Source organism: Streptomyces sp. NPDC021356 (genome assembly GCF_040641015.1).
Classification (GTDB): Bacteria; Actinomycetota; Actinomycetes; order Streptomycetales; family Streptomycetaceae; genus Streptomyces.
In genome coordinates this window covers 1-25,889 of sequence record NZ_JBFACU010000061.1, presented here as the reverse complement: position 1 = coordinate 25,889, position 25,889 = coordinate 1, and the positions used below count along the sequence as shown (strand labels likewise).

The window sequence follows — 25,889 nt, the reverse complement described above, 5'->3', positions numbered from 1 at the left end:
GACACGACAGTCGGGCCACCGGCCTGACCATCACCCACCGGACAAAGCAAAACGGTCCGCCGACTCCGTCGGCAGACCGTCACGCAAGATCGAGGCTAACGGAGTGCTCAACGTCGTCCCCACCACCCGGGCCGCCGCGGTCACCGAGCCCCTCCTCCGGGACGGCAGACTGCGCGAACTGTCCTCCGGCCTCCCGGCTGCGCGCCGACGCCCGGCGCAATTCCGAACAGATCCGCGCCGCCGCGATCGGTACCTTCCAGGGTCAGGGCCTGACGGTGCCGCTGGGGGAGGTCGCCAAGGCGGCAGGGGTGAGCAAGGCCACGATCTTCAACCGGTTCGGCGGGCGGGTCGGCCTCATCGAAGCCGTCATCGAAGAGGTCGTCGCGAGGGAGCTGTTCGCCCTCATCGACCACACCCGGTCCATCGACGACGTCGGCGAGCGGATCGTGTACTACCTCACCGCGATCCGCGACCTCCAGTACCGCCAGCCCGCCTTCAACGACGTCCTGTTGCAGACATATCCGCACTCGCAGCAGCTCATGGAGATCTGCCGGGTCGGAAGCGAGGCCAGCGAAGAGCTCATCGCAGCGGCGCGGGCCTCCGGTGTGCTGCGGCCGGAGTTCACGGCGGGCGACCTCCACACACTCGTCGTCACAACGCCCTCGCCCTCAAGCACGGCAAGCGGCCTCCCCGGGACGACTACGACCGCCGCACCCAGTACCTTCTGGACGGGATCCGAGCGCGCTCTTCCGCGTCTGGCGAGGATACGTAGGGGTCCGCGCACAACCCGCTTTGACAGGACGCATCGCGGGCTGCCGCCTCCGCGGACGCGCCGCGGGTACGTCCATCGCGCCGACGCACGACTCGCGGCCGAACCGCCACCCCTCATCGTCCGTCAGTGCTGGACCTGGGCTCCGGCCTCCCGTCGGCAGGACATGCCCGTGAGCATGTTGCCGGTGGCGGCGGTGATGACCGAGTCGAGCCGGTCCCGGGCTTGCAGGAGATCGGTGATGCGCTGGTCGACATGCTCGCGCTCCGTCGCCAGCCGCTTGAGCAGGGCGGGTGTGGCACGGCCGTCGATGACGCACGGCAGGAGTTCGGCGATGGTCTTGCTGGACAGCCCGGCGGCGTACAGCTGCTGGATGAGCTGGACCCGGCCGACAGCGCTCTCGGGGTACTGGCGCTGGCCGCTGGGGCTGCGCTCGGCACTGAGCAGGTCCTGCTCCTCGTAATAGCGCAAGGCCCGGACGCTGACGCCGGTCCGAGCGGCGAGTTCTCCGACGCGCATCTCGACTCCTGTACGACTTCCGTCCACGTGACTTGCCCCTGACGTCAACGTCAGGTTTTAGCGTAACCGACGTGCACCTCACCAGGGGACTGCCTCCCCGTTCGTCTCCTGGCGCACGAGGACCCGCATAAAAGGAGAACGCGAAAATGACCGCGAGCCAGATGACCGGCCTCACCGACCCCCCGTCCACCCCGACCGTGTCGGTCGAACCGGTCGTGCTTCCCGCCCCGTATCGCGGCGAGGACCTGCACGTACGCGTTTCCGCACCGGTCACCGGAACGCATCTGCCGATCGTGCTGTTCGCGCACGGATTCGGATCGCATCTGGATGGCTACGCGCCGCTGGTCGACCACTGGGCGTCCCATGGTTTCGTAGTGATCCAGGCCACACACCTCGACTCCCGGCGCTTCGCCATCCCCGCTGACGATCCCCGCAAGCCCCACATGTGGCGTTACCGCGTGCAGGACATGAAGCAGATCCTCGACGAACTCGATCACCTGGAGGCGTCCGTACCCGCCCTGGCCGGTCGGGTGGACCGCAGTCGCATCGTCGCGGCGGGGCATTCCTTCGGCGGTCAGACCGCGGGCGTCCTCGTCGGCCTGCGCGTCACGGACCCGGCGACAGGCATCGCGCAGGACATGTCCGACCGCCGGATCATGGCCATCATCCAGCTGGCCACCGCAGGCAAGGGCGGCGACGAATTGACCCCCTTCGCCATCGAGAGCGCTCCCTGGCTGCGCGGCCAGGACTTCTCCCACATCACCGCGCCCGGACTCGTCGTCGCCGGGGACAAGGACGAACTCCCGCTCTCCACCCGGGGACCGGCCTGGACGACCGACCCGTACACCCTGAGCCCCAGCGGCAAGAGCCTGTTGACGGTCTACGGCGGCCAGCACTCCCTCGGCGGCATCGCCGGCTATGAGGCAGCAGAAACCACCGACGAACATCCCGGCCGTGTCGCCCTCGTCCGGCAAGTCACCCTCGCCTACCTCCGCCACGTCACCGGCATCGACCACACCGCCTGGGAAACGGCGCAAGCCGCACTCGCCGGCGACTCCCACCCGCTGGGACGACTGGAATCGAGGTAACCGCCTTCGCCGGAACCGGCTGCCACACGATGGCGTCCCGCTGTGTGGTGTCAGGGGCTCCGCGGTTGGTTGCGCGGGTTCTGCTCCCCCGGGTGCCCCGTGCACCGTCTGCCGGTGACTGCTCCCTGCTCAACTGGCAGACTACCGTCCAACTGCCCAATGTGGCGGGGCAGTTCGGCCCCAATGGGTGCACGGCCACCTCTCTGGTAGATCACTGACGCCGCCGGCCGCTTCGACGCCTTCTGGCAGTACTGCCGCGACGACACCAACCTGCCGGCGAGCGCGCTGATCGCCCAGGAGGCGGCGGGCGCCGTCGTCACCGGCATGAACGGCGCCCTGGTCTGCCTGCGCCAACGGCATCCTTGTCGCGTCCGCATACCTGCGCGAACGGCTGCTGGACATCCTCACCGGGGGTGGCGCGGCACGGCAGTGACTGGCGGGCCGCAAGGCGGCATTGTGCACCGAGCCGCCGCCGCACACCTTTCTCCTGCGAGCGGCGGCTCCCGGCTTCGATGTGACCCGGCGCGCCCTTCGCGCCTTGCGTGGTCCGGTGCTCGGGCAGCCGGCGTTCGCCCGTCGCTCCTCTGCCTGGGCCCCCGCCCCACGGACCGGCGGTTGTGCGTGGCGTCGGCGCGCGGGGAGACAGCACGACGTGCTCCTTCTGAGCCGCTTCGTCGGCAGGCCCAGGTCCGCAGATTCCGCACACTCCCGGAGACTCCGCACCTCCCGGAGATTCCGAACCTCCCGCAGGTCCCGCAAGTTCCGCAGATCCCGCAGATCCCGCAGATCCCGCAGATCCCGCAGATCCCGCAGATCCCGCAGATCCCGCAGGGGACGGTGCGCCGGAGCAGCCGCTCGGCGTTTGCCTCCATGAGACGCGCGCAGCCAGGGTTGCTGCCCGGTCCAAAGCTCGGATTCCGCGGCGCCGCCAGGAGCCGTGGACGATCCGCTTCCGTTGCGCCCACCGCCTGTTCCACGGCTCAGCGGTGGCCGCTTTCCGGCCCGCAGACGTCCTCGGACCAGTCGACGCCGAGGGTCTGCGCGAGGTGTTCGAGTGCCTCACGGGTGCGGCCGTAGACGGTGAGTTCGCTGAGGTAGTCGCTTTGCGGGTCGTGGCAGACGATGACGTCGAGGCCGCCGTAGTACTCGCTGCGGCAGGTCATCTCCCGCCAGGGTTCGAAGCCCAGGGGGGTCAGCTTCTCCCGCACTCGGGCCAGGAGTTCCTCGCCGGGCTCGTCGTCCTCGACGGTCCAGCCATAGTGCGGGAGCAGCCGGACCAGGGCGAGCAGCAGGAAGAACTCCGAGACGCTGTGGGCCTGGCGTATCCAGCCCTCCTCCCCGTCGTCACCCAGGGCGGACACCAGGACCGGCGGGTCGGCGAGGTGGGCGCGGGCCGCGGGGTAGCCCCACTCGTTGCAGTACTGGTTTTCCGCCATGAACACGCAGACCCGCGGATCCTCGTCCGGTTCAGTGAACGGGTTGTCGCTGGGCAGCCCGTCCGAGACGCCGTAGCCGCCCGGGTCGGGGCGGACGGTGGGCGGCCACTCGGGATTGGTCTCGTACAGCTCCGAACGATCGGCGAACGAGTTGAACGGCAGGTTCCACCATTCGTCCAGTGCCGCCGGTACCGGGATGCGGGGGTCGACGCTCTCCGGCCGGTCGTCCTCCGGTTCGCCCGGGTGCGCCGCCTTCAGCCCGGCAAGGTACTCCTTGTGGAGATCGGGCGCCTCCCGCTCCCAGCGCTCGCCGCCCGTCGGCATGTACCCCCACTGCTCCTGGAACTCCCGCAACAGCTCCCAACGCGCCCCGGTACCCGCCATGTCCGCCTCGCCGGCAGGCCGGACGCTCTCCAGCCGCTCCCGGAACCGTCCGTAATCGATGATCTCCGCCACGAAGGTGATCCTATTGCGCGGCTGGTGATGGAGGACGGTACGGACAAGCGGTGGCTCGGTGGGGCGCTGCACGCGTCGGCCGACGGGCGCGATCCGGCGCCGGCGCGCCCAGCACGTACGTACACCCCGGAGAGATCCACCTCGACGCACGCTCGGTGCGAGGTGCGCCGACCGGTCGAACTCAGGCTACTCGCAGGACGTTCGGCCCCGCACCCCAGCTGCACGGACGACCTCCGGGAACCCCTGGCGGTGCAAGGAGTCCAGGAGCGCTACCTCATCCTCGGAGAACCGGAGGGCGCCTGCCGCCACGTTCGATGCCAGGTGCACCGGGTCACCGGTGCCCGGGATGGGCAGCACGTTCGGGCCGCGGTGCAGGGTCCAGGCGATCCGGACCTGCGCGGGGCCGACGCCGTGTGCCTGGGCGACGGCCAGGATCTCCGGATGGTCGCCTTCGCTCGCTCCGGCTTGGCGCCCGGTGGCGGCGATCGCGTAGAACGGCACGAAGGCGACACCCTGCTCACCGCAGGTGCGGACGAACGCGTCCTGGTCGGGCCCGACTCCGAGCCCGTACATGTTCTGCACGCAGACCACGGGCGCGATGGCCTGGGCCTCGGCGAGGTGATGGGGTTGGACGTTGGAAAGGCCGAGGTGGCGGATGAGTCCGGCGTCGCGCAGTTCGGCCAGTGCACCGAACCGCTCGGCGATCGATCCGGTGCCGACGATGCGCAGATTCACCACGTCCAGGTGGTCCCGACCGAGCTGGCGCAGGTTTTCCTCGACCAGTCCGCGCAACTGCTCCGGCCTGGCGTGGGGCAGCCATGCTCCTGACGGGTCGCGTGGCTGTCCGACCTTGGTGGCGATGACGAGGTCGTCCGGGTAAGGGGTGAGAGCTCGGTTGATCAGTTCGTTGGCCGAGCGCAGCGCGGAGAAGTAGAACGCGGCGGTGTCGATGTGGTTCACGCCGAGCTCGACAGCGCGGCGGAGCACGGTGATGGCTTGGTCCCGGTCGCGCGGAACGGCGTCGGGTACGAGCGCCTTGCCCGTCTGCGGCAGGCGCATCGCCCCGAAACCGAGCCGGTTGACCGTCAGGTCGCCCAGCTCCCAGGTTCCCGCTGCCGCGGCGGTGATCGTCTTTGTGGTCATGCCGTCATGATTTCCGCACGGTAGGGTGGCCGCCATTGATTCAGGTATATGTGAATCCTCGGGGGGACCTCCTGGCGGAGCTCATGTTCTCGGCGAGGGATGTGGCGCAGGTGCGGTTCGCCGTCTCGCCGATGTGGCAAGTGGGGGCCAGCGTCCGGTTGCTGGCCTCCGGTGCGGTGGATCCCTTGCACGGGCGGTGGCTGGAGCAGGTGCGGCCACGGGTCGCGGCTGCCGGCCTGGACAAGGGATGGCTCGCCGAACTGTTCCCGCCCACGGGCTACGCCCCGGACTTCCTCAACCCGGCGCCCACAGGTCCGGCGCCCACGCTGACGGAGGAGCTGTCCGCGGTCGTGGCCGCGCCTGCCGACCGTGTCCGCAAGGATCTCGACCACCTCGGACACCACCAGGGGGGTATCGGGCCCCGGCTGCGGTCCCTTCATGCCGATCCGCGTACCCAGCTGCCCCGGATCGCGAAGGAGATCGAGACGTATTGGGAGCTGGCGCTCGCTCCTTACTGGGCGCGGATCCGGACGGTACTGGAGGCCGACGTCCTCCACCGCGCCCGGCGGGTCTCGCACTACGGAGCCGGCCACGTCCTCGACGAGCTGCACCCACGCCTCAGCTGGAACGACGACGTACTGCGGTTGATCCGCTGGCCCCGGTCCCTGTCCCGGGAGTCGGCGGGCGCAGGACTGCTTCTGGTCCCCTCTGCCTTCAAGGGGCCGGGCCTGTCCACGCGGGTCGCTCCACCGGACCCGCCACAACTCGCCTACCGAGCCCGCGGCACCGGAACCCTGTGGGTACGCCGCACCGTCACCAGCAGCGCGGCGACCATCGCCGTGCTCGGGCGGGCACGGACCCTCCTGCTCACGGAACTGGAGACGCCGGCCACGACGACAGAACTGGCTCAGCGCACCGGGATGTCCAGGGCCGGGGTCTCCCAGAACCTCACGGCACTGCGCGATGCCGGCTTCGTCACCGCTCACCGGGCCGGCCGCTCAGTGCTGTACGCACGCACGTCTGTCGCGGAATCAGTCCTCGCCGCCGGCTGATGCTGCCGGCCACCGTGCCCGAAGCGGTGGTACCGGGACGACTTCGGTGACCCAGCCGGATGCTCCGGCCGCCGAGCATCCGGTGGCCTGCCGCGCGCCCACTCCCAGCGGTACGGCTGTCCACTCTGAGGCCGGATAAGGCTCGGCCTTGGAGCGCACCGAGGACATCCGGCCGGTGCGTCACGCGGCGTGGTCGCGTTTCCGCGGCCTGGCGGTGATCGACCGCGACGCGGGCAGCGCCCAGAGCGCCGACCAGCCCGCCGTGTCCGCGGGGCGCCGGAAACCGGACGCTGTTCGAACGCGCCCAGAGGCTCGATGGACTCGCTCGCCGTACTGTGCGGACACGGGAGACGGTACGGGCCAGGTGCTCTGTACGCAACGGTCGTGGAATCCGCCGGTGCCGACCGTCGAGGTGACGGAGGAAGACCTGCGCCGCGGCGGCACGGTCACGCTGTCGAGCGAGCTGAACCTGACGGCCATGGCCGAGGCGTTCCAGCGCGGCCACTGGCTCGGCGGGGGCGGCACGAAATGTCCGGTGCCAGCCAGCTCGCAACGTCCTCAAGATGGCGGGAGGACCCCGGTGACCGGACCCGCCGGCAGCAACCTCGCGGACCAGGTCAGCCCCAAGTCCATGAGCTCCCCGTCAAGCCCGACCAGAGGTCGACCCGCCCGACTCGACCAGGCCCGCACCATCCAGACCGCCCTCGGCCTGCTGGACGAGTCCGGCCTGGACGCCCATCGCGCCGGCTCGCCGACGCGATGGGCGTCCAGGCCGGTGCGCTGTACCGCTACTTCGCCACCAAACAGGACTTGCTCACCGCGATGGCCGAGCGCATGGTCGACGGGGTCGCAGAGGCCGCCGGGCCGACGGGGGACGGCGACTGGGGCGAGAGAGCGGCGCGCCTCGCCCGCGCGCTGCGTACGGCCCTGCTCGCCCATCGCGACGGCGCACGCGTCTTCACCGGCACCCACTCGACCGGCCCGAACACCCTGCGCTTCGCCGACAGCCTCGTCGGCGTGCTGCGTGAGGCGGGCTTCGGCGACGGCGAAGCGGCGCGGACGCTCTACGCAGTGGCCAACTTCACCGTCGGCCACACCCTGGAGGAGCAGACCGCCCTGCGGCCGGGAGACGGGGGCCCGCCGATGCGGGGGCCCTGCACGAGGCGGTGGCGGCAGGGACGTACCCGCACCTCGCCGCCACCCTGCCGGTGCTCACCAGTACGGACTTTACGGCGCACTTCGAGTTCGGACTGCGGCTGCTCCTGGACGGACTGCGTGCCGTCCGGCGGTGAGCCCGGGGGCGATGAGACCTCCCACCGCGGCCCCCGTGCGGGGCGTGAGCAGATCGACTGTGCACCCCGGTCCTCGTGTGGAGCGTGAGCAGATCGACGGGTGCACCCCGGTCCTCGTGTGGGGCGACGTACTGGACGATCCTCCGGATACGCCTCGGCCAGTGCGCCATTTCCAACTTGGCCGAGCAGCGGGTCAGGTGGCGTAGAGGTGGCGTTGAGGAAGTAGTGAAGCCCCTGGTGGACGGGTTGTCGACCACGATCAACCTGTCCGCCCGGCGCTTCATGTGCTTGTCTACCCATCCTGGCGTGTGCGCTCGCCCCAGAACCCCCGACCGAGTCGGAGAAGTTTCGCACCACGTGCACTTCTTACGAGGCACTGGCCGGGAGAAGCGACCGCCGGGGAATCCAAGGTCAGGCGCCTTCCAACGCCGCGAATCACCGTCATCGGCTCCTGCAGCTGATGCTTGCCCTGAACGGCAGCGCCCAGTGTCGCCGATCACCCGGCCGCCGGCTTGCCCGCACCGCTACCGAAGCCGGACTCCAGATATCGGCGCAGGGCCTCCCGCCCTCCCGGAACGAAGAGCCATTCATCAGCGACTTCACGAAGTTCGTCGACTGTCATCCAGTCCTGCCAAGCGATCTCACCCGGGTCCGGGACCAAAGGGTCCGTCACGACAGCCTCATGCACCCCGAACCACACGGGGCTGATCCCCTCCCGGCAAAGGAACTTGAACATGAAACGCACGGGCGCGCGAACGCCCAGCTCTTCAGTCAGCTCGCGGACTGCCGCCTGCTCATACGACTCGCCCACGTTCACGGCACCGCCGACCATCACGTCGTAATAGCCCGGGAACCGGGACAACGTCTCGGCCCGTCGAAGCACCAAGATCCGCCCATCGCGATCACGACAGATCGTCGTCGCAATGCGATGCGGCCAGTTCTCACGCACCGCCTCATCTCGGTCGACGACTCCCAACACGCGGTCATGCTCATCGACATGCTCAACCAGTTCACTCACGGAGGCACGATCTCAGCTCCCACTGACAACCCTGCCCGACCAGCACGCGAGGCAACTGATCCGCACCAAAGGGCATCCCGCGGAATGCAACACGCTCGACGATCGGCCTCGCGAACAGCGCCTCGAAGAGCGACCTACTCAATCGCCGCACGAGGGCATCCGCACACGGTCTCTGCGGACACAAGGCACACGCCCGCCGGGCACATCGCCCGTCGCCCTGGCGGCCTGGTTGCCCTCGCCGTCCAGCACGGCCACCTGCGCACCGCCATCTCCTGTGGCTACGCCTCCCGCGGCCTGACGGCATCGTCGACCTTCTCGACGTCGAAACAGCCCGCGCCACCATAGAGACCCTCACCACCCTCGATGAGCGCTGACCAGCGGCGCCGGTGTCTCGGGCCCCGCAGCCCGCCGGGCGGCCCACGCCGCCACACGCGCCGCCACCTTCACCGGCCAGATCGTCACCGCGAAACAGGCTCGCGACCTGCTGGCCAACCACCACCTGACCGTCTACGACAACCCCAACACCCCGCTGATGTGTGTCTGCAAAGCCGACATCGCGCAATCGTCCTCAGTGCCTGCACTGAGGTGACCCCCATGGCGTGGACCCTCTGACGACGGATCTTGCAGATCCGAGGGACGGTGTCCTGGTGGGGCGTGAGTCTCCGCATCCGGCGGAGTTCGGGAACGATGCTGTCGCGCTGTATCGCGCGGCGAGCGGGAAGCGCACGTAGCGACGGTCGCGGCGGATGTCGGGGTGCCCGGCGTGACGCTGCGGAGCTGGGCGCGCCAGGCCGAGCAGGCAGGTCGCGATCACAGCCGCGGCGAGCAGAGCGCGGAGACCCGGGAGGAGGAACTGGCCCGGCTGCGCGCGGGGAACGGCCGCTACGCAAGGCGGAGAAGGAGTGCGAGCTCGAGCGGGAGATCCTGCGCCGGGCAGCGGCCGATACGAGGGGGCCTGGGTGCCACCGAAGTCCAAAGTCGGTCTGTACGCGGCGATCCGTCGCCGGCACCGACTCCTACCGCCTCGCCACCACCCGCGCTCGCGCGAACAACAGGCCTCAGCCGGCTGAAGGCAGCCATACACCTGTGGTGGTGTGATTGCACCCCACCGACTCATCGGATGGCATACCCCTCCCACAGCGGGCCGCCGGCCAGGTCCAACACTTCTGCCACGACCGCGGCGAAGCCCTTCGTATCCCCGGCGATCGCCTGCGTGGCAGTTTCGGACAACGCCCGGTGCACCCCTGGGTCGGCCGCAGCCAGCCGCCGAGACAGCCATTTGCCTCCGCCGAGCCAGTGCCCGCCGACCAGGAGGACGAGCTCCGATGCGCGCTGCAGCATGTGCGCGACCAAGTACACCCGCTCGGCAGGCTCCGCGCAGCCACGCAGGTCATCGAGCAAGTCGGACAGGATGTACCGCTGGTAGTCCCGCTCATGGTCCGAGAGCGGCGGCGGGCCCGCGGCCAAGCGCTTGCGCGCCTCGTCCTGGAGCGCAGCGCCGAGCCCATCCGTGTCCACCAGGAGCATGCCGTCAGCACACATGGAGAGCAGCGGTGAACTCCGCTTCGCGGTCTCCTGGTCGGCGAAGCTGTGCCAGACGGGCTCCGTTTGCACGAACAGCTCCACCGGCCAGCCGCGGTACACCAGGTTCTCCCGGCTGGGGGCGGGCGGCCCGTCCAAGAGGACCACGATGTCCAGATCAGATGTGGGCGTCCGGCGGTCGGTGAGCACGCTGCCGGCGAGGAAGGCCGCCCGGGCGGCGGGGAATCGGTCCCGCACCAGTTCGCGGGCGATGAGTACGGGGTCATCCATCATCGCAGCGTACGTGCCGGCCCTGCCCGAGACACCGGTCAAGATCCACCGGGTCACGGGTCTGTCCCAGCTGGCCCGCTGGTCTCCGACAGTCGGCAAGGGGCGCGGCCGGTGGTGGCGTGGGTTGTGCCACGGCGCCTGTAACAGGCATGTATCCAGCGGGCGGTGGGGGGAACGGCTCGCCGTGACTGAGCAGTCCTGTTGGTCAGAAACGCTCGCCGGTACCGACTGCCACCGACTCGTGCGGAGGTGTGCAGGACGGTACCGAGCGGCCGGTCCCCCCCAACCGATCCGAGGAAAGACGATGCGCGTTCACAAGATCACCTTCGCCGCCCTGGCCGTCGCCGCGAGCCTCTCGCTCACCGCCTGCCAGAACGACAACGGCGGCACGACGGGCCAGAGCGACCCGTCGGCCGCGTCCACCGCTTCTTCCCAGGACGGCAGTTCGGGAGCGGGCAGCGGCTCCGGGCAGGGCGACGGCGCGCAGGACTCCGAGGGCGCCGGCTCGGCCGGGAACGGCTCAGCGGGCAAGGACTCCGCCGGGCAGGGCGTGGCAGCGGACAGTGGGTCCGGCGCGGCAGGCAGTACCGGCAAGGCGGCCAGGTGCCGTAGCGACGAGCTGGAGATCACGGCGGTGGACAGCACCATCGACGGCGACCCCGACCGCACCGTCGCGGTGACGATGAAGAACAACGGTGGCCGGGAGTGCACGATCTCGGGGTACGCGGGCGTCGACCTGAAGCTCAAGGAGGGCTCGCTGTCCGCGAAGCGCACGGGTGAGAAGGCCACCTCGTCGGTCCTCAAGAACGGGCAGTCGATCGCCTTCGGCATCCGCTACCCGTCCAACGACACGGGCGGCCACGGCGTCCGCGTCACGGGGCTGCTGGTGACGCCGCCCAACGAGACCAGGACGGTCACCCTCAACTGGCCCGGCGCCGCCACGCTGCCCGTCACGGACGAGACCACCTCCCAGGTGACGGTCGGCCCGGTGGGCAGCGCCGGCCAGGGCGGCTGACCGCACACCCGGCCCGACGACCCAGCGGCGCACGAACGGCACGGGACGGCGACGATCGCAGAGGGCTGCTCGCTCGAGCCATCAAGTCCCCGCCCACAGGTACGGTGCGCCGAGCGCGGGCGCAACCCACACCTGCCGCTCGGCCTGTCCCTGCCCGTCGGCTTCGGTGGCCAGGACGCGCGCTGGTCAGCGTCCTCGATGAGGGGCGGCACCTGGCCGAGACCGATGTGCGAGGTGAACGTCGGGTCCGCCGCTTTCGCTTGGCCTGGTCGATGTCGCGGAACCACCCGTGCGCGGCGACGGCCTCGAGGACCACCTGGTCTTCCGCGAGCGGCACGCCAGGGTGGTTGCGGGCGGCAGCTCTCCCTGGTGGAACGGTTCGTCCGTCAGGCTTCACTGGGCCCAGCGCAGGGGCGTCAGGGCTGATGGGCAGGACGGTGCTGCTCAGGGCCTGTTCAGTTGCCAGGTTCTTTCCTGTTCGTAGGGTGGAAGTCCGTAGGACATTGGTCGTGACGCGCAGGCAACTCACCGATGCTCAGTGGAAGTCCATTGAGCCGTACCTGCCGATCGGCAGGTACGGAGCCCTTTCCGACCTGGCGTTTGCGCTGCTCAGGAGCCTTCCGCGGCGCTCGGGAAGCCGTGATCCGGTCGTAGAAGAAGGACGACGACACAGAAACCCGGCCTGGCACCTGGATCGACAACTCCCGCCGAAGACTCATCAAACTCAGCGAACAACGACGCGATGACCGTGGAGCCCTCACTATGGCGTTGGCAGCGGCCGACCGCCGCTTCGGGGAGTCGTGGTCCTGTTCCTGCTGCCCGGTCGCCCAGCTGCCCGGCTGCCTGGAAGCGCTGCGACCAGCGACGGCCACCGCGTCAGGCCGTGACACCAGCGGAGCGACAAAGCATGACGGTCCGCCGGTCGACCCGGCGGACCGTGATGAGAATGTGCGGAGGACTGGGCGCGCCCGCGGTCAGCCGCTGCGTCGGTGGCGCCCAGCGCGTGCTATCGAGGGGCGGCCACCTTGTGGGCACGCCCAAGGGGGACTCCTTGGTTCGCGCTGGTGGGATACGCCAGGGCGAGGGTGACTGCGACGACTGTTGCGATCAGCCACACGATGTTTCGGGTCATTGCTCATTCCCTCCGGTCTGATGCTCAGAACGCGAAGCGTTCGAGGTGGATGTGTCGGGCCGCCGCCCCCGCGCGACGCGCTGCGTCGGCCGCGGACCGCCCCCAAGCATCGGGGCCGCAGATGTAGACGTCATGCTCGCCGATGTCCGGCACGAGCCGCTTCAGTGCGATGTGGTCATCCTCCAGGGCATGTTCCGGCTGCCAGGAGGAGCGGTCACGGATTCGGTGTCCAGGCAGGTAGACGACGCGGACGCCGCGCCGCTGCGCCAGCGCATCGAGTTCCCGTCGGAAGACGAAGTCCCGCTCACTGGCAGCGCGATACAAAAGCACCGCCTCACCGGGCCCGTAGTCCAGGCCCTCCAGCAGGGCACGCACCGGCGTGATACCGATCCCGGACGCCATCGCGGTGAGCTTCCGCCTCTGCCTGGATTCCTGTGTGAACCGGCCGTAAGGGCCTTCGAAGAGCACTGCCGTACCGGGACGGAGCTCACGCAGACGCCGACTGTTGGCCCCCACCTCCTTCACGGTGATCCGAAGCATGTCGCCGTCAGGCGCCCCCGACAGCGCGTACGGATTTCCTCGGGTCCAACCCCGGCCGTCGCGGAAGCGCCAGACGAAGAACTGGCCCGCCTGTGCCTTGAGCCTGTCCAGGCCACGGCCGCGGAGGTACACCGAGACATTTCCCGGGGTCTCCTCAACCACCCGGTCGACGACGACCCTGTGGCGCAGCGAGCGCAGGACGGGCACGATCACGCGGAAGTTCAGCAGGGCGCCGAGTGCCATCGCGTAGAGCCCGATCACGAGCAACTGGGTCCACAAGGGCTTGAACTCGCTTCCCGCCCAGACCATGTGCGGGACGACCAGTCCGATACCGAGGAAGGTGTAGAGGTGCAGCAGGTGCCAGGAATGGTATTGCAAGCGCTTGCGGGCAGCACGGCTCGACGTGATCCCCACGATGAGGAGCAGCAGCGTGCCCAGGGTGGCCAGCACCATGCCCCGCCACTCCGCGACCATCCACCACAGCGACCCGATCAGGGAACGGCCGTCGCGGACCGCGTAGTCGAACATCAGCAGCACGATGTGCGCCAGCATCAGGTTCAGTGAGGTGAAACCGCTCAGCCGGTGGATACGGACAAGTCGATCCCTGCCGAAGGAGCGCTCGATCCACGGGATGCGCGCCATCAGGACGAGCTGGACGAGCATCAGATCGGCAGAGAGCAGGCCGGCGAGCTTGCCGGGATACGCCAGGGGCCCCTCGGTCTTGGTCACCATCTTCCCGAGGGAACCATCCTGAATCCACAGACAGACAAAGAACGCCAGGCTTGCCCAGAAGGCCGCTGTCCAAAGGCGGCGTGCCAGGACCCTGCTCACTGGCCCACTTATGGGCGGCGGGCCGGCCGGGGTTCCGTTGGCTTCGAAGGGAGGCGGTGAGGCTGCCGGCATCTGCTCGGTCATGCGGGAGAAACTCCTCACGGATGAAGAACGGGCTGGGACTGCGCCGTCTTCCCTGTCGAGGCAGGGAAAGACAGTCATGGCGATTCGAACGATTGCCGCGGCAGCATTCTCGTCAACGCCGAGTTCACTCATGGAAGCCATGGCTGCGTCGCGTGGAACTGTCTGGACAAAAAGCGGCGGAAGCGGATCCAGGGGCCGAACACGGGAAACAGTGGGATCGCCACTGGTTCCATCAGGAGAGAACGATTGAGAAGGGGGTGCTCAATGGCTCCTGATGGCCGGACCGGTCAACCAGCCGGACTGTATAAGCAGCCGGAGCGACGGGGAACGCCACCTGTCGGTTCTTCCCGTTCCTCGACGTTCTGCTCGTTTCACCAACAGGCGGCAGGGGCTGCAAGGCGCGGGAACTGTCCGGCGCGAGGGACGCCCTCGGTAGGACCCCGGTGATCGCGGACGGCGACTACCGCGGCACGGGCCTGCTCATCCTGTACCGCCGCGAACGCGGCCGGGCCGGACTTTCGGCCACCTACGGGTGGGGCACTGCTATGCCCGGCTCGCGGCCGGATTCGGCGTCGGACCGTGACCGCCTACCGCTGCCTCACCGAGGCCGTCGATCTCCTGGCCACCCTCGCGTCCACCCTGGCCCCCGCCGTCCGGGCCGCGTCGGTGGAGGCGTACAGATCACCTGCTGACACGTCTGCCGTTTAACTCACATGAGTGGTAGCGCCGGTATGCCGGTTTCCCCGGACCTGGGGCGGGGATCTGCCGGGTTGAGGGACATCGCACCCATACTCGGCGTCCCTTCCGAAAATTCTCGCCGAGGAGATGACTCGATGAGGCCCGGAGAAAAATGCCGGTTCCGACGGGATCCGCTGGAGTACATCGACAACCTCTGTCGCAGCAGTGCTACGCAAGCCATTCGGCTTCCGTGGGGCGGCTATTGTGTCGGGGACGCGGATCTGGCACAGACGCTGCTGCGCGACCCTGAATACAACACCGGTAAGTCGAGGTTCTTCAACGAACTGCTGCCTACGCGGCAGACACAGGTGGAGGTCGGCCACGCGGTACGGAACTTCTTACGGGCGAGCCTGCCACAATACAGCGCCGAGTTGGGTCGGGCAGTGGCCGAACTCCCAGCAGTCAGCCGATGGCCCAGCGCCGGAAACATGCTGGTACACCGATGCCTGGCGAACCTGCTGCTGCACCCCGGCAGCACCGTCAGGACCCGTCGCCTGGCCGATCAGGCAGCGCGGAAGGGGGTGTTCTTCCACGCCCCGCGCACATGGCAGCGAGCGCGGGCGGAGGTACTGCGTGCCCAGCTCATCAGCGCCCTGACGGAGCAGGTGCGTAACCGCCGGGAAAGCCCCGCCAGTGAACCGCGTGACGTGCTGGACGCCGTGCTCGGCGTGTGCCGACCCGCCGAAGTGACCGACCGGACGGCCGCCGAACTGCACCTGATGATGTCCCGGGCGATCGTGGTCCCCATCAGTGCTTCGCTCGCATGGTCGGTGCTCTTGGCCTGCCTGCATCACACATCGGACACGCCGTGGCCCTGGCCCGCCGATCAGATCGTGCGGGAGTCGCTCCGGTACCGTCCGACCCCCTGGATGCTCGGCCGCACCATCCCTCACCCCGTCGACATCGGCGGCGTTTCCTTCCAGCCCGGCGAACTCCTCTCCGTCAGCCCCTACCTGATGCACCACACGGAAGGCCAGTGGACCGCCCCTGAGGCATTCCGGCCCGACCGCTGGAGCGAGCCGGACGAACACGGCCACTACGTGACGTTCGGCGCAGGCCCCTACACCTGCCCTGGCGCCGCGGTGGCGCAGACGTTGCTCACCGACTCCCTGAACGCCCTCATCCGCAACGCCCGTCTGACCGTGATCGGCGGCGACACCCGGCCGGTCATGGCCGAGGGCAGCGTGCCGCGACCCTTCACCCTCCACCGCACACCACGCTGCGGTGGACCGGACACGACACCGCAAGGAGGTGAGTAGCCATGGCCGCAACGATGCGACGCATCTTCAGCAACAAGCCCGCCCGCCGCTGGTACTGGTACTGAGAACCACGGCCTGGTGGCCCGGAAGCCGGCTCGGGCCTCCGGGCCACCGGGCTGGCCTGAGCCGAGTAGTCGGCCGGGGCCGAAATACTGTCCCGCCCACGGAATTCCGGCAGTGTCCGCCGTTGTACCAACGCCGGCAGCTCGCCCTTCGTCGGCCGTGATCTTCTTGACGGCCTTGGGGAGCTTCGCACCGTAGAGCTGAGTGAACGTCGTGATCCTCTTGGCCGCGAGGTCGCGCTCCTCGGCGTTGCAGAGGTCGTGAAGCGCCTTGCGCGCGCCGGGCTGGGCCGACTTCGGCAGAGCGTGAGCACGTTGGCGGGTTTGTGCCCCCAGCACCTTTGATGACGGGAGGCGGGGAAGACCTCGGCCAGGGGCTTTAGAAGCCGAGCGCCCCGTCGCCGACCGTCAGGGCCGGGGCGCGCATCCCTCGGCGGGCGCAGTCACGCAGCAGGTCCGCCCATAGCTCGCCCGACTCACGGTAGCCGTCCTTCAGCGCGACCAGTTCCTTGTTGCCGTCGGCGCGCACACCGACGAGGACGAGTACGCAGGCTTCGGCCTCTTCCAGGCGGACGTTGAGATGTATGCCGTCGGCCTACACGTACGCGTGGTCGACCTCGGCGAGGTCGCGGTCCGTGGATGCGACATGGCCGGCCTGCGACTGCCGGGTCAGCCTGGTGACCGTGGCCGACGACAGCCCGGCCGAGTTGCTGAGGAACTGCGCAAGCGGGCGAAGTCGCCGGAGGACAGGCCGTGCAGGCAGAGCAGCGGCAGCACCTCGCTGGTCTTCGGGGACTTGCGGCACCAGGGCGGCGGAATCGCCGAGGAGAACCGCTTGCGCTCGCCGGTGGCCTCGTCGACGCGTTTGTCGTGGCAGGGGCCGGTCCTGTTCTCACACGGCTACGCCAACGGACAGGTGAGGACCGTGCCACAACGGTTCCCGGGGCCGGCGCGGGTGCCGTCACGCGGGCACGCAGACCTCCTGGCCTTTCATCGTGTACTGCTCAATCACGTCGATGAGCGGGTAGACACAGCCCGGGGCTAGATAGGTGGTCCACACCTCCGTGCCGGTGTCATCGCCGGGGAAGAGCGGACCGTGGACGTTCCTGCTGTAGTTCGCGGCGCCGCCCGTGGTGTTCTGCCAGCCGAGCCGGACGTGGACGATGTCGCCCGCGTGCTTCCAGTAGCCGACACCGATGCGGCCGGTCTGGCCCACCCCACCGGTGACGTCGATGCAGAGGTCGCCGTTGCCCAGGTTGGTGCACCGCTGGACGTATGCCTGCGGCGCGCGGGGGGTGGCCGCCGTGGCCGCGGTCGCCGTCGTCAGCATGATGCCGGCGGCGGCACCGATGATGAGCCCGGTTCGGATGGGTGCGCGCACGGTGCGGTCCTCTTCTCTCGATTGCGGGGGCGGGTGCCGTGAGCCACGGCCAGCGCCTTCAGCATTCAGGAGTCCCGCACACTCGGACAGCGTGAATCCGGCCAACCGGCGTGACGTCGGGCGAGCAGACGGCGTACCGTCGCCGGGTGCGGGGCCGTCACCTGCCCGGTCAGGGGCTCCAGGTGAAACCGAGGATGTCCACGGCCCAGCGCGGTGCGTCCGTGATCCACTCACCGATCACAGCCGACGAGCGGGCGCCGGCCGACACGGCGGCCGCTGCCGCCGCCGGCGGTGCGGACAGCGGATACCGGCGGCCCCTGTGATCCCGCGGGTCGGGTACCGCGTCCAGGAAGGGACGCAGCCGGCCTGCGTCGATGAGGGGTGCCGGGGAAGGCGCATGGGTCAGGTGTTCCGGTGCGACGGGCAGGGGGAGGATGCAGGGGTCGGCGCGATCTCGTTCGGTTCTCATAGGTCTCGGCGACCACGTGATCACCGGCGCCGTGCCTGCACTGTTTCCCGGCCTCGGTAGCGGACATGACGCAACGTCACGGGCGATGCGTTTGAATTGGACGGATCCACTCCCTCCGATGCGCCTTGTCTTTCACCGGCCGGGATCGAGGCTTTCTCGCTCCGATCAGATGGGAAGGGCGACGACGGTGAATCGTTCGGTCTGCGGCGATGACACCTCCGTGCGGGCATTGGTCAGGTAGAGGTGGTTGCCGAAGCGGGCGACGCCCGTCGGTACGTCGAAACGAGGGTCGGTGCGCTGGTCAATGAGGCGGCCGGAGGTCCCGCTCGCGTTGAGCCGCACCACCGAAACGATGTTGCTTCCGCCTTGTACCACGTACAGAGTCCGGCCGAGCATGAGCAGTCCGTCGCCGCCGATGAGGGTGACGCTGCCGAGGTCGACGTGGGTTCCTGCGCCGCTGACCGGGTCCACTCGATGGAGCTGCCCCGTGTTCGACTGCGCGACCAACAGCGCGGTGCGGTCCGGGGTCCGCACGATGCCGCTGACGTTCCATCCCTCCTGATAGACGATGTCACCGCCGAGCGGGACGCGCACCACGTCGGACTGCGCGGGCAGCGTGCCTCCGCGACCGAACGGAAGCCTGTACAGCACCGGCAGCTCCGAATCGGTGACGTACGCCGCTTCGGAGGTGAGCAGGACGTCGTTGAGGAATCCGCCTGGCGCTGCGATCTGATACCTGGCCAGGATCACCCCTGTGGAGGCGCTGATCACGGTCAGGATGCCCGTACCGACGACGAACAGCCGGCCGTGAGCGTCGATCTTGATGCCGCAGGAGGAGGTGCCAGGTCCGGGTGTCAGTGTGCGTCCGGTTCCGGTGACGAGGTTGATCTTGTACACGTCGCCGCTGGTCAGCGAGGTGACGTATCCGTACCGTCCGCTGATCGCGATGCTCTCCGGCTGGAACCCGGGGGGCAGGGCAAGCGTCGTGGGCTGTGATCCCGCACGGCCGGCAGAGGTGGAAGCCGCGGCGGCTGTCGGTGCGGTGACGCCGCTGGTGGCAGCCAGCGTGGCGGCACCCGCGAGGGCTGCGAGTATGCGTCGGCGACTGGTCATGGTCTCCCTCAGTCAGGTCCGGACGGGGTGTGCGTGGGCGTGCGCGACTCCCCGCTGCTGTCTGCGCAGGAGGGGCCCGCAAAATCGGACAGCGAGTCCGAATAGCTGGACTGTAGCGGACACACTGTCCGGATGCGAGACTGGGGCATGATGGTCCGGAAGGAGGACAGGTTGTCTGAGCAGAAAGACGCGCCGCTGCGCTCGGACGCGCAACGTAATCGCGAGCGCATCCTGAAAGTGGCGCTGGCCGAGCTGACGCACTCTGGGGACGTCCCGCTGAGCGTCATCGCGAAGAAGGCGGGCGTGGGGCAAGGCACGTTCTACCGTCACTTCCCCGATCGCGAGACGCTGGTACTAGAGGTCTTCCGCAGCGAGATGGCCCAGGTGGCCGCCCTCGCGACGGAACTGCTCAAGGCCCTGCCCCCGGATCAGGCCCTACGGGAATGGATGGACCATCTCGCGCGGTGTGCCATTGCCAAGGTGGGCCTGGCCGACGCGATTCGCCTGACCATCAGCGCGCCGGACTCTCCGGCGACCACCGGTCACGCCGCAGTAGCCGCCGCCGCCGACCTCTTGCTGCGGGTCAACGAGAACGCAGGCACCATCCAGCCGGGCGTAGCGGTGGAAGACCTGTTCCTCGCTCTTGCCGGTATCTGGCGGCTCGACCTGAACGCAGACTGGAAACCGCGGTTGACCTGGCTACTCGACCTCGTCATGGACGGACTGCGCGCAGGCGCGCCCAACGCCTGACGACCGGACTGGCCGCGCACGGGCGTGCGGTCACCGTGGTCGAGCGCGATGCCGATCCAGGCATGCGGTGAGCGGAACTCCACGGCCGGGGCCCAAGGCCGACTGCGGTTCATCGCCGCCGACCTCGCACCGCTCGGTGGAGCAGCAAGCCGTCACGGACGCCTCGGGCGACGCTTCGCGCTCGGCGCACGCCCGTCCTTGACCGCGCTCTGACCAACCCTGAAGACGGGGCGGCTGTCAGACGGCCCGGAAACCCTGGCGATCACGCGGGACGAGGAGCACTTCGGCGTCCGCTCGGTACGAAGGCGTCGGCTCCGCCAGGGCCTTTCTCTCGGATCAGCACTCGCAGCGATCGAGGCGGAGAGTCCTGGTCGCCACCTCGGTCCGGCCGGCACAGGACGGGCTCCAGGGTGATCGAATGGACGTGGGTGCGGTACTGATTGCGATCACTGGTGTAGCGGGAACTCTCGGTGGTGCGTTGCTGCAGTCAGCCGCTGAAGCGCAGCATGCGCTCTGGTCTCTGACAAGCGTCACGAGGGAGTCGATGCGTCGTGATCTGGGCGTCACTGCAGACGCCGGCGAGGAAGCCACCCGTCGTCCACCGTTGGTGCGCTCCAGCAACCCCGCCGTTTTGACCAGGGATTTCACTGAGTAGCTCGACGGCCTCGACTCCTGGACCGTTTCCTTGTATCACCCCGCTGACCAGATGAAGACGGCGGCGAGAGGGAGGCCGGCGAGAGGGATGGTGGCAGTCTTGTCTAGCGGGTGGCCGGGCCGCGCCACTGCTTGAGTTTGTTGATGCACCGCGCGACCGTGTTGCGTTGCTCATAGGCCTCGCGGTCGAAGGCCGGTGGCCTGCCGCCACGGCTGCCGAGTCGTTTGCGATTGGCGGCCTGGGCTGCCTTCCGGATGCCGTCGCGGTGGGTGGCGGCCAGTGCGAGCAGTTCCGGGGCCGCCGACGGGTACCAGTAGGCACAGGCCGGTCAGCGGTGTCCCATAGAGGTGGACAACCAGAGGTGGACGGCGACCGGTCTTCGCCGGGATCGTGTCCTCGGTGCGATACCAGTGCAGCAGGGTCCGGACGGCGAAGGTGTGTCGCAGTTCGTGCAGCCGAGGTCTGTGCGGGGCGTCGATGCCGACGCCGGCCGTGTCGACCAGGGCCCGGAACACCGGATGCACGCAGGCGTAGATCAGCCGCTTGCCGGTGAGGGAGATGAAGAACGCTGGGTCCTTGGCCCTGGGCATCAGCCTTACGCGCTGCCTGTCGTACTCGCGCAGCGCGTTCCTGGCGCTGTCCTGTAGCGGGACAGCCGGGACTCGCCGGACTCGGACTCGCGGATGTGCAGCACGCCCTCGGCCCAGTCGATGTCGTCGCGGTCCAGCTTGATTGCCTCGCCGATGCGCAAGCCGGACGCGGCCGGCAGCCCGGTCAGCGGGATGGCTTGCCGCCCGCGACGGCTGAGGGATCGTCTCCTTGGCTGCCGTCGTGATCGCCGCGATGTGACCCAGCCCAGTGTGGCGGCGACGGTCACCGTCTGTTCGCCGTGGTGGTCCATGAAGCTGCCGAACTCACGCCCGCGACCGCCGAGCGGAACGACTGATACCGCCATCTACTGTACCGCTGACTATCTCGCCGAGCGTAGACCTGAGTGTTACGCAGTGATACACGCCATCTGAGCGCAGCCGTACGAGAACAGGCCTATGTAGCCGAGGCCGTGTTGGTGTCGGTCGTACTGCCGGCGTGCCCCTGGGGGCGGTGAGCGGTTGGGCGGGAGCCGCTGGACAGGTGCTCGAGTGCACCGAGGAACTCGCGGATGGCTCGGTCGGTGCGAGTGGTGTCGCCGGTGGCGTCGAGGTCCATGAGGAGACCGCGGATGACGGCGAGAACGAGCGTCGCGAGATCCGGCCGGCCGATGCTGCGCAGGCCTTCCTCGAGTGGCCCGAGCCAGTCGGTCGTCGCGGTGCGCCGGAAGCCGGGCCACAGCTGCTGTTCCGCGCTCTCGCGCAGCTGACCGAACATCCGCAGGTACGGCTGCCCGTCCGGGCCGGTGATGGAGATCCAGGCGCGTTCCAGGGTGGCCGTGTACGGCTCGCCGGGTCGCACCCGCAGGAGGTCGCCGAAGGTGTCGAGCTGGCGTTGCCGCGCGCGCCCGAGGACGGCCCGCAGCAGGGCGTCGCGGGTGCCGAAGTGATAGATCAGCATGCGGGCTGAGGTTCCGGTGGCGGTGGCCAGCGGCTCGAGCCGGTCGGGAAGGCCGTGCGCGAGAGCGTGATCGGCGCAGGCGTCGAGCAGCCTCTCCCTGATGTGCGGTTGCGGTCGTCTGCCCACGGTCCGACTTTTTCACGTAACGACAGCTACGTCTACCGTTGGTCGAAAGGCAGTCGAGGCAGAGGCGGAGGCAGCGATGAGGGTCGTGTTCGTGCATGGGGCGTGCGTGCGGGACGGGTCATGGTGGTGGCATCGCACCGCCGAGCTGCTGCGGGAGCGAGGGGTGGCGAGCGTGGTCCCGGCGCTGCCGAGCTGCGGTGAGGCGGGCCCGCCCGGTGGCACCGGCGGTCCGGGGCTGTCCGAGGACGTTGCCGCGGTGCGGCGGGTGCTGCAGGCCGGTGAGGAGCCGATCGTCGTGGTGGCCCACAGCTACGGCGGCATCGTCGCGGCGGAAGCCGCCGCCGGCATCGGGTCGGTACGCCACCTGCTGCTGGTCTCCAGCTACCTGCCCGAGGTCGGGCAGAGCCTGTCGGAGTTCGGGGACGGCAGCCCCGCCCCGTTCCTCGACGTCGACCCCGACGCCGGCACCTTCGGCGTCCGCCCCGAGCTGCTCGTGGACACGTTTCTGCAGGACTGCGACCCAGAGGTCCAGGCGCAGGCGGCGGACCACCTCGCCCGGCAGAGCGTGCAGGTGACCGGGCAGCCGGTCGGGGCGGCCGCATGGCGGCAGGTGCCCTCGACGTACCTCGTCTGCGCCCAGGACCGGGGCACCCCGCCAAACCTGCAGCGCGAGTTCGCCCGCCGGGCCGGCAGCGTCGTCGAACTCGACGCCGGCCACCACCCGTTCCTGTCTCAGCCCGCCGCGGTCCGGGACCTGCTGCTGAACCTGTGACGGCAGCCGCGGACGAGCGGGGTCGGCGATCGGTGGACCAGGAGACCGTGGTGGGTGCCGAGGAAGAGCGGCCCCCCGGCCAGTCCCGGGGGCGAGGATCGGGGCGTCGCGGGTCATGCCACTCAGGCCTTGCCCATGGCCGGTTTCCGGTCGGGTCGGTGGTAGGTCCCGGCGCCGCTTTCCTCGTCGTTCCGTCCAGGTCGGACATGTCGAGCTACGAAGCGGTGGCGGACGTCGTGGTGCCGGCGTCGGTCGAGGGCTTCGTACACGCGGGCCGGAGGAAGCAGCTCGATGTCGGCGGTGATGCTGTGTTCGGCGCAGAAGTCCAGCATGGCGGTGATCGCGGGCCTGCCGCCGCTGCCTGCCGAGCTGAGCTTTTTGCGTTCCACGAGCAGGTCGGTCATCTCCACGGTGGCGGGTCCGGGGTGTCCGAGGTGGCTGGGCGTCCCGTCCATGGCGGTTAGGCGCGGGTAGGGGCCCAGGTCGTGCGGGGCGGAGATGGTGTCCATGATGCCGCCGAACCGGTCGCGGGGCCGGGCCGTCTGTTCCAGCTCCCGGGGTGTCGGGCGGCGAGTGAGCCGGCTGGTCGGGGCGTGGCAGCCGGCCGGTCGGGGCGTGGCAGCCAGACGCCGGGGCCGCATGGCCAGGATGATCATGACTTGCGCGGACGCCCAAGGCGGCCAGCCCGAGGTTGGCGAAGGCCATCTCGAACATGAAGGGTGTCCGGTCGAAGCCGATCGTGGTGGCCATGACGTCCGGGATGGCGAGGAACGCGACCGGCACCACAGGCTGCTGATGCCGAAGGCGCCGACGGCCCACCAGCGCTGCCAGATCTCCAGCCGTCCTCGGGGTGACGAGGCGTGGCGGCCCCGCACGAAGGCGCCGACGGCCGGGACCAGGATCCAGAGCAAGGGGAAGGCCGACGGGGCGAGAAGGGGCTGGCGTTGTCCATGGCATCAGCAGCGGCAGCACTCGGGCACCGAGAGCGGCACGGAGAACTGCCAGATCGGTGTATTGCTCGCCTGTGCGACTCCGCTCGGGCGGACGCTGATCGACCGCCGCTCGTATCTGCCCACTTCCCGGACGGACGAGCGGGAACGGTGGCGGCGGGCCGGGATCGGTGACGAGGTGAGCTTCGAGACGAGAGTGGCCACGGCCAAGGCGATGGTCCGCCGCGCCATCAGCGACCAGATTCCGTTCCGGTGGCTGACCGCGGACGCCGCCTACGGCTTTTCCGAAGGCCGGCGCTCGGAACTGGAACGGGCGGGCGTCTTCCCCGTCATGGCCACCACCCGCCACGACACGGTCGTCACCCGCTGGGCCATCGACCACCTCGTCCACGACCTGTTCCCGGGTCGGCCCCGCCAGAAGTGGAAGCACCGGTCCTGCGGGGCAGAGCCCAGGGCCGGCGTATCTACGACTGGACCCGCGTCAAGGCCCGCCCCTGGCACCGTCCCCGGCGCTGGGTCCTGGCCCACCGCCTCCCAGTTCATCCACTGCAGCCTCGCCGAGATCAGACGCCCGATAGCCCGCCTGACCGGCCGCCGCCCCGTGCCGGTCGACCACATCCCGCACTGGTCGACCTGGGGCCGAAGACGCCAGGATCAAGCACGGCTCAGCCACTACAAACACCGCGGACGCAGCTCCTGAACTGCACGCCCATCAGCGCAAAACCCGTTGCAGTACTAGCGCACGGCTCCGACCGCCCGTACCTCGGCGAGCGCTTGCCGTGCCAGCGGGCCGAAGCCCTCGCTGTTGTTGCTGTCGATCCACTGATCGTAGGCGATCCCCCAGACGAGCATCCCCAGTTTCGCGGCAACGCGCGCGGTCAGGCTCGGGACTCCGCGGCGGTTGAGGGCCTCGATCATCGCGGCGGTGAGGTCGATCCTTTTCAGGGCTTCGCGTTCACGCAGTTCCGTGTTGGCGTTCAGCACGGCCTGGCGCCGGCGGCTGAACTCGCGGCGGTCGACGGTGAAGAACGTCCGGCCGAGGGCATCGAGGGCCTCCGCCACCGCGTCGAGCGGCCCGGCCGACGGAGGCGCCGAGGCGATCCCTTCGGTGAGCAGGCCGGTAATCGTGCCCCTGCCGAAGAGCACTTCGCGCTTGTCCGGGAAGTACCGGAAGAACGTGCTCTTGGTGAGCCCCGCGCGCTCCGCGATCTCGATCACGGTCGTGCTCTCGTAACCGTGCTCCTCGAAGAGGTCGAGGGCGGCGGCGGCGAGTCGTCCCGGAGCGTCGGGTTGCCAGCGACCCATGGGAGCAGTCTACGGGACTTCGTCCCATCACGGGTGTAGGGTCGATAAGACCAAGTCCCATCGCTGGCCAGGAGAGGTCACCGATGAGTAAAGCTGTCCTTTACCGGCGATTCGGCGGTCCCGAAGCACTCGAACTACAGGAGATACCCGAGCCGCACGCCGCACCCGACGAGGTCCGCGTCCGGGACACGGCCGCCGGGCTGAACCCGATGGACTGGCAGATCACCACACAGCCCGACATGGCGGCGCGGTTCGGCATCACCTTGCCGGCCGGGTTCGGCAGCGACTTCGCCGGAGTGGTGGACGAGGTGGGCGCCGAAGCCACGGGATTCGCGGCCGGCGACCGGGTGTACGGGGCTGCGATCGGCCGATCCGTCGCCGATTACGTGCTGGTCAAGACGCCTACGGCAACGCTCTGGCCCACCCCGGAGGGCATCGGCGACGAGGTGGCGGGCGTGCTTCCGGTGTCCGGTCTGACCGCCGCCGCCGCGCTCGCCGCGCTCGGGCTCCGCACCGGGGACACCGTCCTGATCGGTGGGGCGGCGGGTGGCGTGGGCGTCTTCGCCGTGCAGCT

The 25,889-nt window shown here is 69.2% G+C and carries 19 protein-coding genes and 8 pseudogenes; 11 read left to right on the top strand and 16 right to left on the bottom strand.

What is annotated here, in order from left to right:
• Positions 1 to 895: 895 nt before the first annotated feature.
• Complete coding sequence (locus tag AB0G56_RS40045) at positions 896 to 1,288, bottom strand: MerR family transcriptional regulator (protein ID WP_360980603.1); 393 nt, start codon at positions 1,286 to 1,288, stop codon at positions 896 to 898.
• 146 nt (positions 1,289 to 1,434) lie between these two features.
• Between AB0G56_RS40045 and AB0G56_RS40040 the strand changes: the two genes are divergently transcribed.
• Entirely contained in the window at positions 1,435 to 2,376 is a 942-nt protein-coding gene (locus AB0G56_RS40040) for a chlorophyllase (protein ID WP_360980600.1), read from the top strand.
• 980 nt (positions 2,377 to 3,356) lie between these two features.
• Here the strand turns inward: AB0G56_RS40040 and AB0G56_RS40035 are convergent.
• Together AB0G56_RS40035 and AB0G56_RS40030 are read right to left on the bottom strand one after the other, a co-directional pair.
• Positions 3,357 to 4,268 (bottom strand): hypothetical protein, encoded by a 912-nt coding sequence (locus AB0G56_RS40035; protein ID WP_360980597.1) that lies wholly within the window; start codon positions 4,266 to 4,268, stop codon positions 3,357 to 3,359.
• Between the two features lie 186 nt (positions 4,269 to 4,454).
• Positions 4,455 to 5,411 (bottom strand): oxidoreductase, encoded by a 957-nt coding sequence (locus AB0G56_RS40030; protein WP_360980594.1) that lies wholly within the window; start codon positions 5,409 to 5,411, stop codon positions 4,455 to 4,457.
• A gap of 83 nt (positions 5,412 to 5,494) precedes the next feature.
• On the opposite strand from AB0G56_RS40030, the gene AB0G56_RS40025 reads away from it, so the two are divergent.
• Together AB0G56_RS40025 and AB0G56_RS40020 are read left to right on the top strand one after the other, a co-directional pair.
• Complete coding sequence (locus tag AB0G56_RS40025) at positions 5,495 to 6,463, top strand: helix-turn-helix domain-containing protein (RefSeq protein ID WP_360980591.1); 969 nt, start codon at positions 5,495 to 5,497, stop codon at positions 6,461 to 6,463.
• 631 nt (positions 6,464 to 7,094) lie between these two features.
• Positions 7,095 to 7,755 (top strand): annotated as a pseudogene (locus AB0G56_RS40020) (TetR/AcrR family transcriptional regulator C-terminal domain-containing protein).
• 496 nt (positions 7,756 to 8,251) lie between these two features.
• Here the strand turns inward: AB0G56_RS40020 and AB0G56_RS40015 are convergent.
• Positions 8,252 to 8,773, bottom strand: a complete 522-nt coding sequence (locus AB0G56_RS40015; RefSeq protein WP_360980588.1) for an NUDIX domain-containing protein — start codon at positions 8,771 to 8,773, stop codon at positions 8,252 to 8,254.
• A gap of 1,113 nt (positions 8,774 to 9,886) precedes the next feature.
• Positions 9,887 to 10,585: a nucleotidyltransferase domain-containing protein gene (locus AB0G56_RS40010; RefSeq protein ID WP_360980585.1), complete on the bottom strand. Its 699-nt coding sequence runs from the start codon at positions 10,583 to 10,585 to the stop codon at positions 9,887 to 9,889.
• Between the two features lie 304 nt (positions 10,586 to 10,889).
• On the opposite strand from AB0G56_RS40010, the gene AB0G56_RS40005 reads away from it, so the two are divergent.
• Complete coding sequence (locus tag AB0G56_RS40005) at positions 10,890 to 11,600, top strand: DUF4232 domain-containing protein (protein ID WP_360980582.1); 711 nt, start codon at positions 10,890 to 10,892, stop codon at positions 11,598 to 11,600.
• Positions 11,601 to 11,681: 81 nt separating this feature from the next.
• Here the strand turns inward: AB0G56_RS40005 and AB0G56_RS40000 are convergent.
• Together AB0G56_RS40000 and AB0G56_RS39995 are read right to left on the bottom strand one after the other, a co-directional pair.
• Positions 11,682 to 12,066, bottom strand: a pseudogene (locus tag AB0G56_RS40000) (hypothetical protein).
• 690 nt (positions 12,067 to 12,756) lie between these two features.
• Entirely contained in the window at positions 12,757 to 14,187 is a 1,431-nt protein-coding gene (locus tag AB0G56_RS39995; RefSeq protein WP_360980579.1) for a ferredoxin reductase family protein, read from the bottom strand.
• Positions 14,188 to 14,579: 392 nt separating this feature from the next.
• Here AB0G56_RS39995 and AB0G56_RS39990 point away from each other — a divergent pair.
• The 3 genes and pseudogenes from AB0G56_RS39990 to AB0G56_RS39980 form a co-directional block, all read left to right on the top strand.
• Positions 14,580 to 14,696 (top strand): annotated as a pseudogene (locus tag AB0G56_RS39990) (IS5/IS1182 family transposase); the annotation flags it as partial.
• 14 nt (positions 14,697 to 14,710) lie between these two features.
• Positions 14,711 to 14,865: pseudogene (locus AB0G56_RS39985) on the top strand (IS5/IS1182 family transposase); the annotation flags it as partial.
• A 155-nt stretch (positions 14,866 to 15,020) separates the two neighbouring features.
• The gene (locus tag AB0G56_RS39980; protein ID WP_360980576.1) at positions 15,021 to 16,184 is read left to right on the top strand and encodes a cytochrome P450; all 1,164 of its coding nucleotides are present in this window, start codon (positions 15,021 to 15,023) and stop codon (positions 16,182 to 16,184) included.
• A gap of 224 nt (positions 16,185 to 16,408) precedes the next feature.
• Here the strand turns inward: AB0G56_RS39980 and AB0G56_RS39975 are convergent.
• From AB0G56_RS39975 to AB0G56_RS39960, 4 genes and pseudogenes are all read right to left on the bottom strand, one after another.
• Positions 16,409 to 17,119, bottom strand: a pseudogene (locus tag AB0G56_RS39975) (transposase); the annotation flags it as partial.
• Between the two features lie 88 nt (positions 17,120 to 17,207).
• Positions 17,208 to 17,627, bottom strand: a complete 420-nt coding sequence (locus AB0G56_RS39970) for a hypothetical protein (RefSeq protein ID WP_360980573.1) — start codon at positions 17,625 to 17,627, stop codon at positions 17,208 to 17,210.
• A gap of 169 nt (positions 17,628 to 17,796) precedes the next feature.
• Positions 17,797 to 18,096, bottom strand: a complete 300-nt coding sequence (locus tag AB0G56_RS39965; protein WP_360980570.1) for a transposase family protein — start codon at positions 18,094 to 18,096, stop codon at positions 17,797 to 17,799.
• Positions 18,097 to 18,261: 165 nt separating this feature from the next.
• A complete protein-coding gene (locus AB0G56_RS39960; RefSeq protein WP_360980567.1) occupies positions 18,262 to 19,209 on the bottom strand; it encodes a superoxide dismutase in 948 nt (315 codons plus the stop codon).
• A 171-nt stretch (positions 19,210 to 19,380) separates the two neighbouring features.
• On the opposite strand from AB0G56_RS39960, the gene AB0G56_RS39955 reads away from it, so the two are divergent.
• Positions 19,381 to 19,959 (top strand): TetR/AcrR family transcriptional regulator, encoded by a 579-nt coding sequence (locus tag AB0G56_RS39955; protein WP_360980564.1) that lies wholly within the window; start codon positions 19,381 to 19,383, stop codon positions 19,957 to 19,959.
• A 690-nt stretch (positions 19,960 to 20,649) separates the two neighbouring features.
• On the opposite strand, the pseudogene AB0G56_RS39950 reads toward AB0G56_RS39955, so the two are convergent.
• The 3 genes and pseudogenes from AB0G56_RS39950 to AB0G56_RS39940 all read right to left on the bottom strand — a co-directional run.
• A pseudogene (locus tag AB0G56_RS39950) lies at positions 20,650 to 20,843 on the bottom strand (IS5/IS1182 family transposase); the annotation flags it as partial.
• Positions 20,844 to 21,209: 366 nt separating this feature from the next.
• Positions 21,210 to 21,569, bottom strand: coding sequence for a hypothetical protein (locus AB0G56_RS39945; protein ID WP_360980561.1), 360 nt, complete (start codon positions 21,567 to 21,569; stop codon positions 21,210 to 21,212).
• Between the two features lie 89 nt (positions 21,570 to 21,658).
• A complete protein-coding gene (locus AB0G56_RS39940) occupies positions 21,659 to 22,288 on the bottom strand; it encodes a TetR/AcrR family transcriptional regulator (protein WP_360980558.1) in 630 nt (209 codons plus the stop codon).
• Between the two features lie 76 nt (positions 22,289 to 22,364).
• On the opposite strand from AB0G56_RS39940, the gene AB0G56_RS39935 reads away from it, so the two are divergent.
• Positions 22,365 to 23,060, top strand: a complete 696-nt coding sequence (locus tag AB0G56_RS39935) for an alpha/beta hydrolase (protein ID WP_360980555.1) — start codon at positions 22,365 to 22,367, stop codon at positions 23,058 to 23,060.
• 193 nt (positions 23,061 to 23,253) lie between these two features.
• On the opposite strand, the pseudogene AB0G56_RS39930 reads toward AB0G56_RS39935, so the two are convergent.
• Positions 23,254 to 23,608: pseudogene (locus AB0G56_RS39930) on the bottom strand (NAD(P)-dependent alcohol dehydrogenase); the annotation flags it as partial.
• A 412-nt stretch (positions 23,609 to 24,020) separates the two neighbouring features.
• Here AB0G56_RS39930 and AB0G56_RS39925 point away from each other — a divergent pair.
• A pseudogene (locus AB0G56_RS39925) lies at positions 24,021 to 24,541 on the top strand (transposase); the annotation flags it as partial.
• Positions 24,542 to 24,745: 204 nt separating this feature from the next.
• Here the strand turns inward: AB0G56_RS39925 and AB0G56_RS39920 are convergent.
• Complete coding sequence (locus tag AB0G56_RS39920) at positions 24,746 to 25,315, bottom strand: TetR family transcriptional regulator (RefSeq protein ID WP_360980552.1); 570 nt, start codon at positions 25,313 to 25,315, stop codon at positions 24,746 to 24,748.
• Between the two features lie 83 nt (positions 25,316 to 25,398).
• Between AB0G56_RS39920 and AB0G56_RS39915 the strand changes: the two genes are divergently transcribed.
• A partial coding sequence (locus AB0G56_RS39915) for an alcohol dehydrogenase catalytic domain-containing protein (RefSeq protein WP_360980549.1) occupies positions 25,399 to 25,889 on the top strand: 491 nt, incomplete at its 3' end.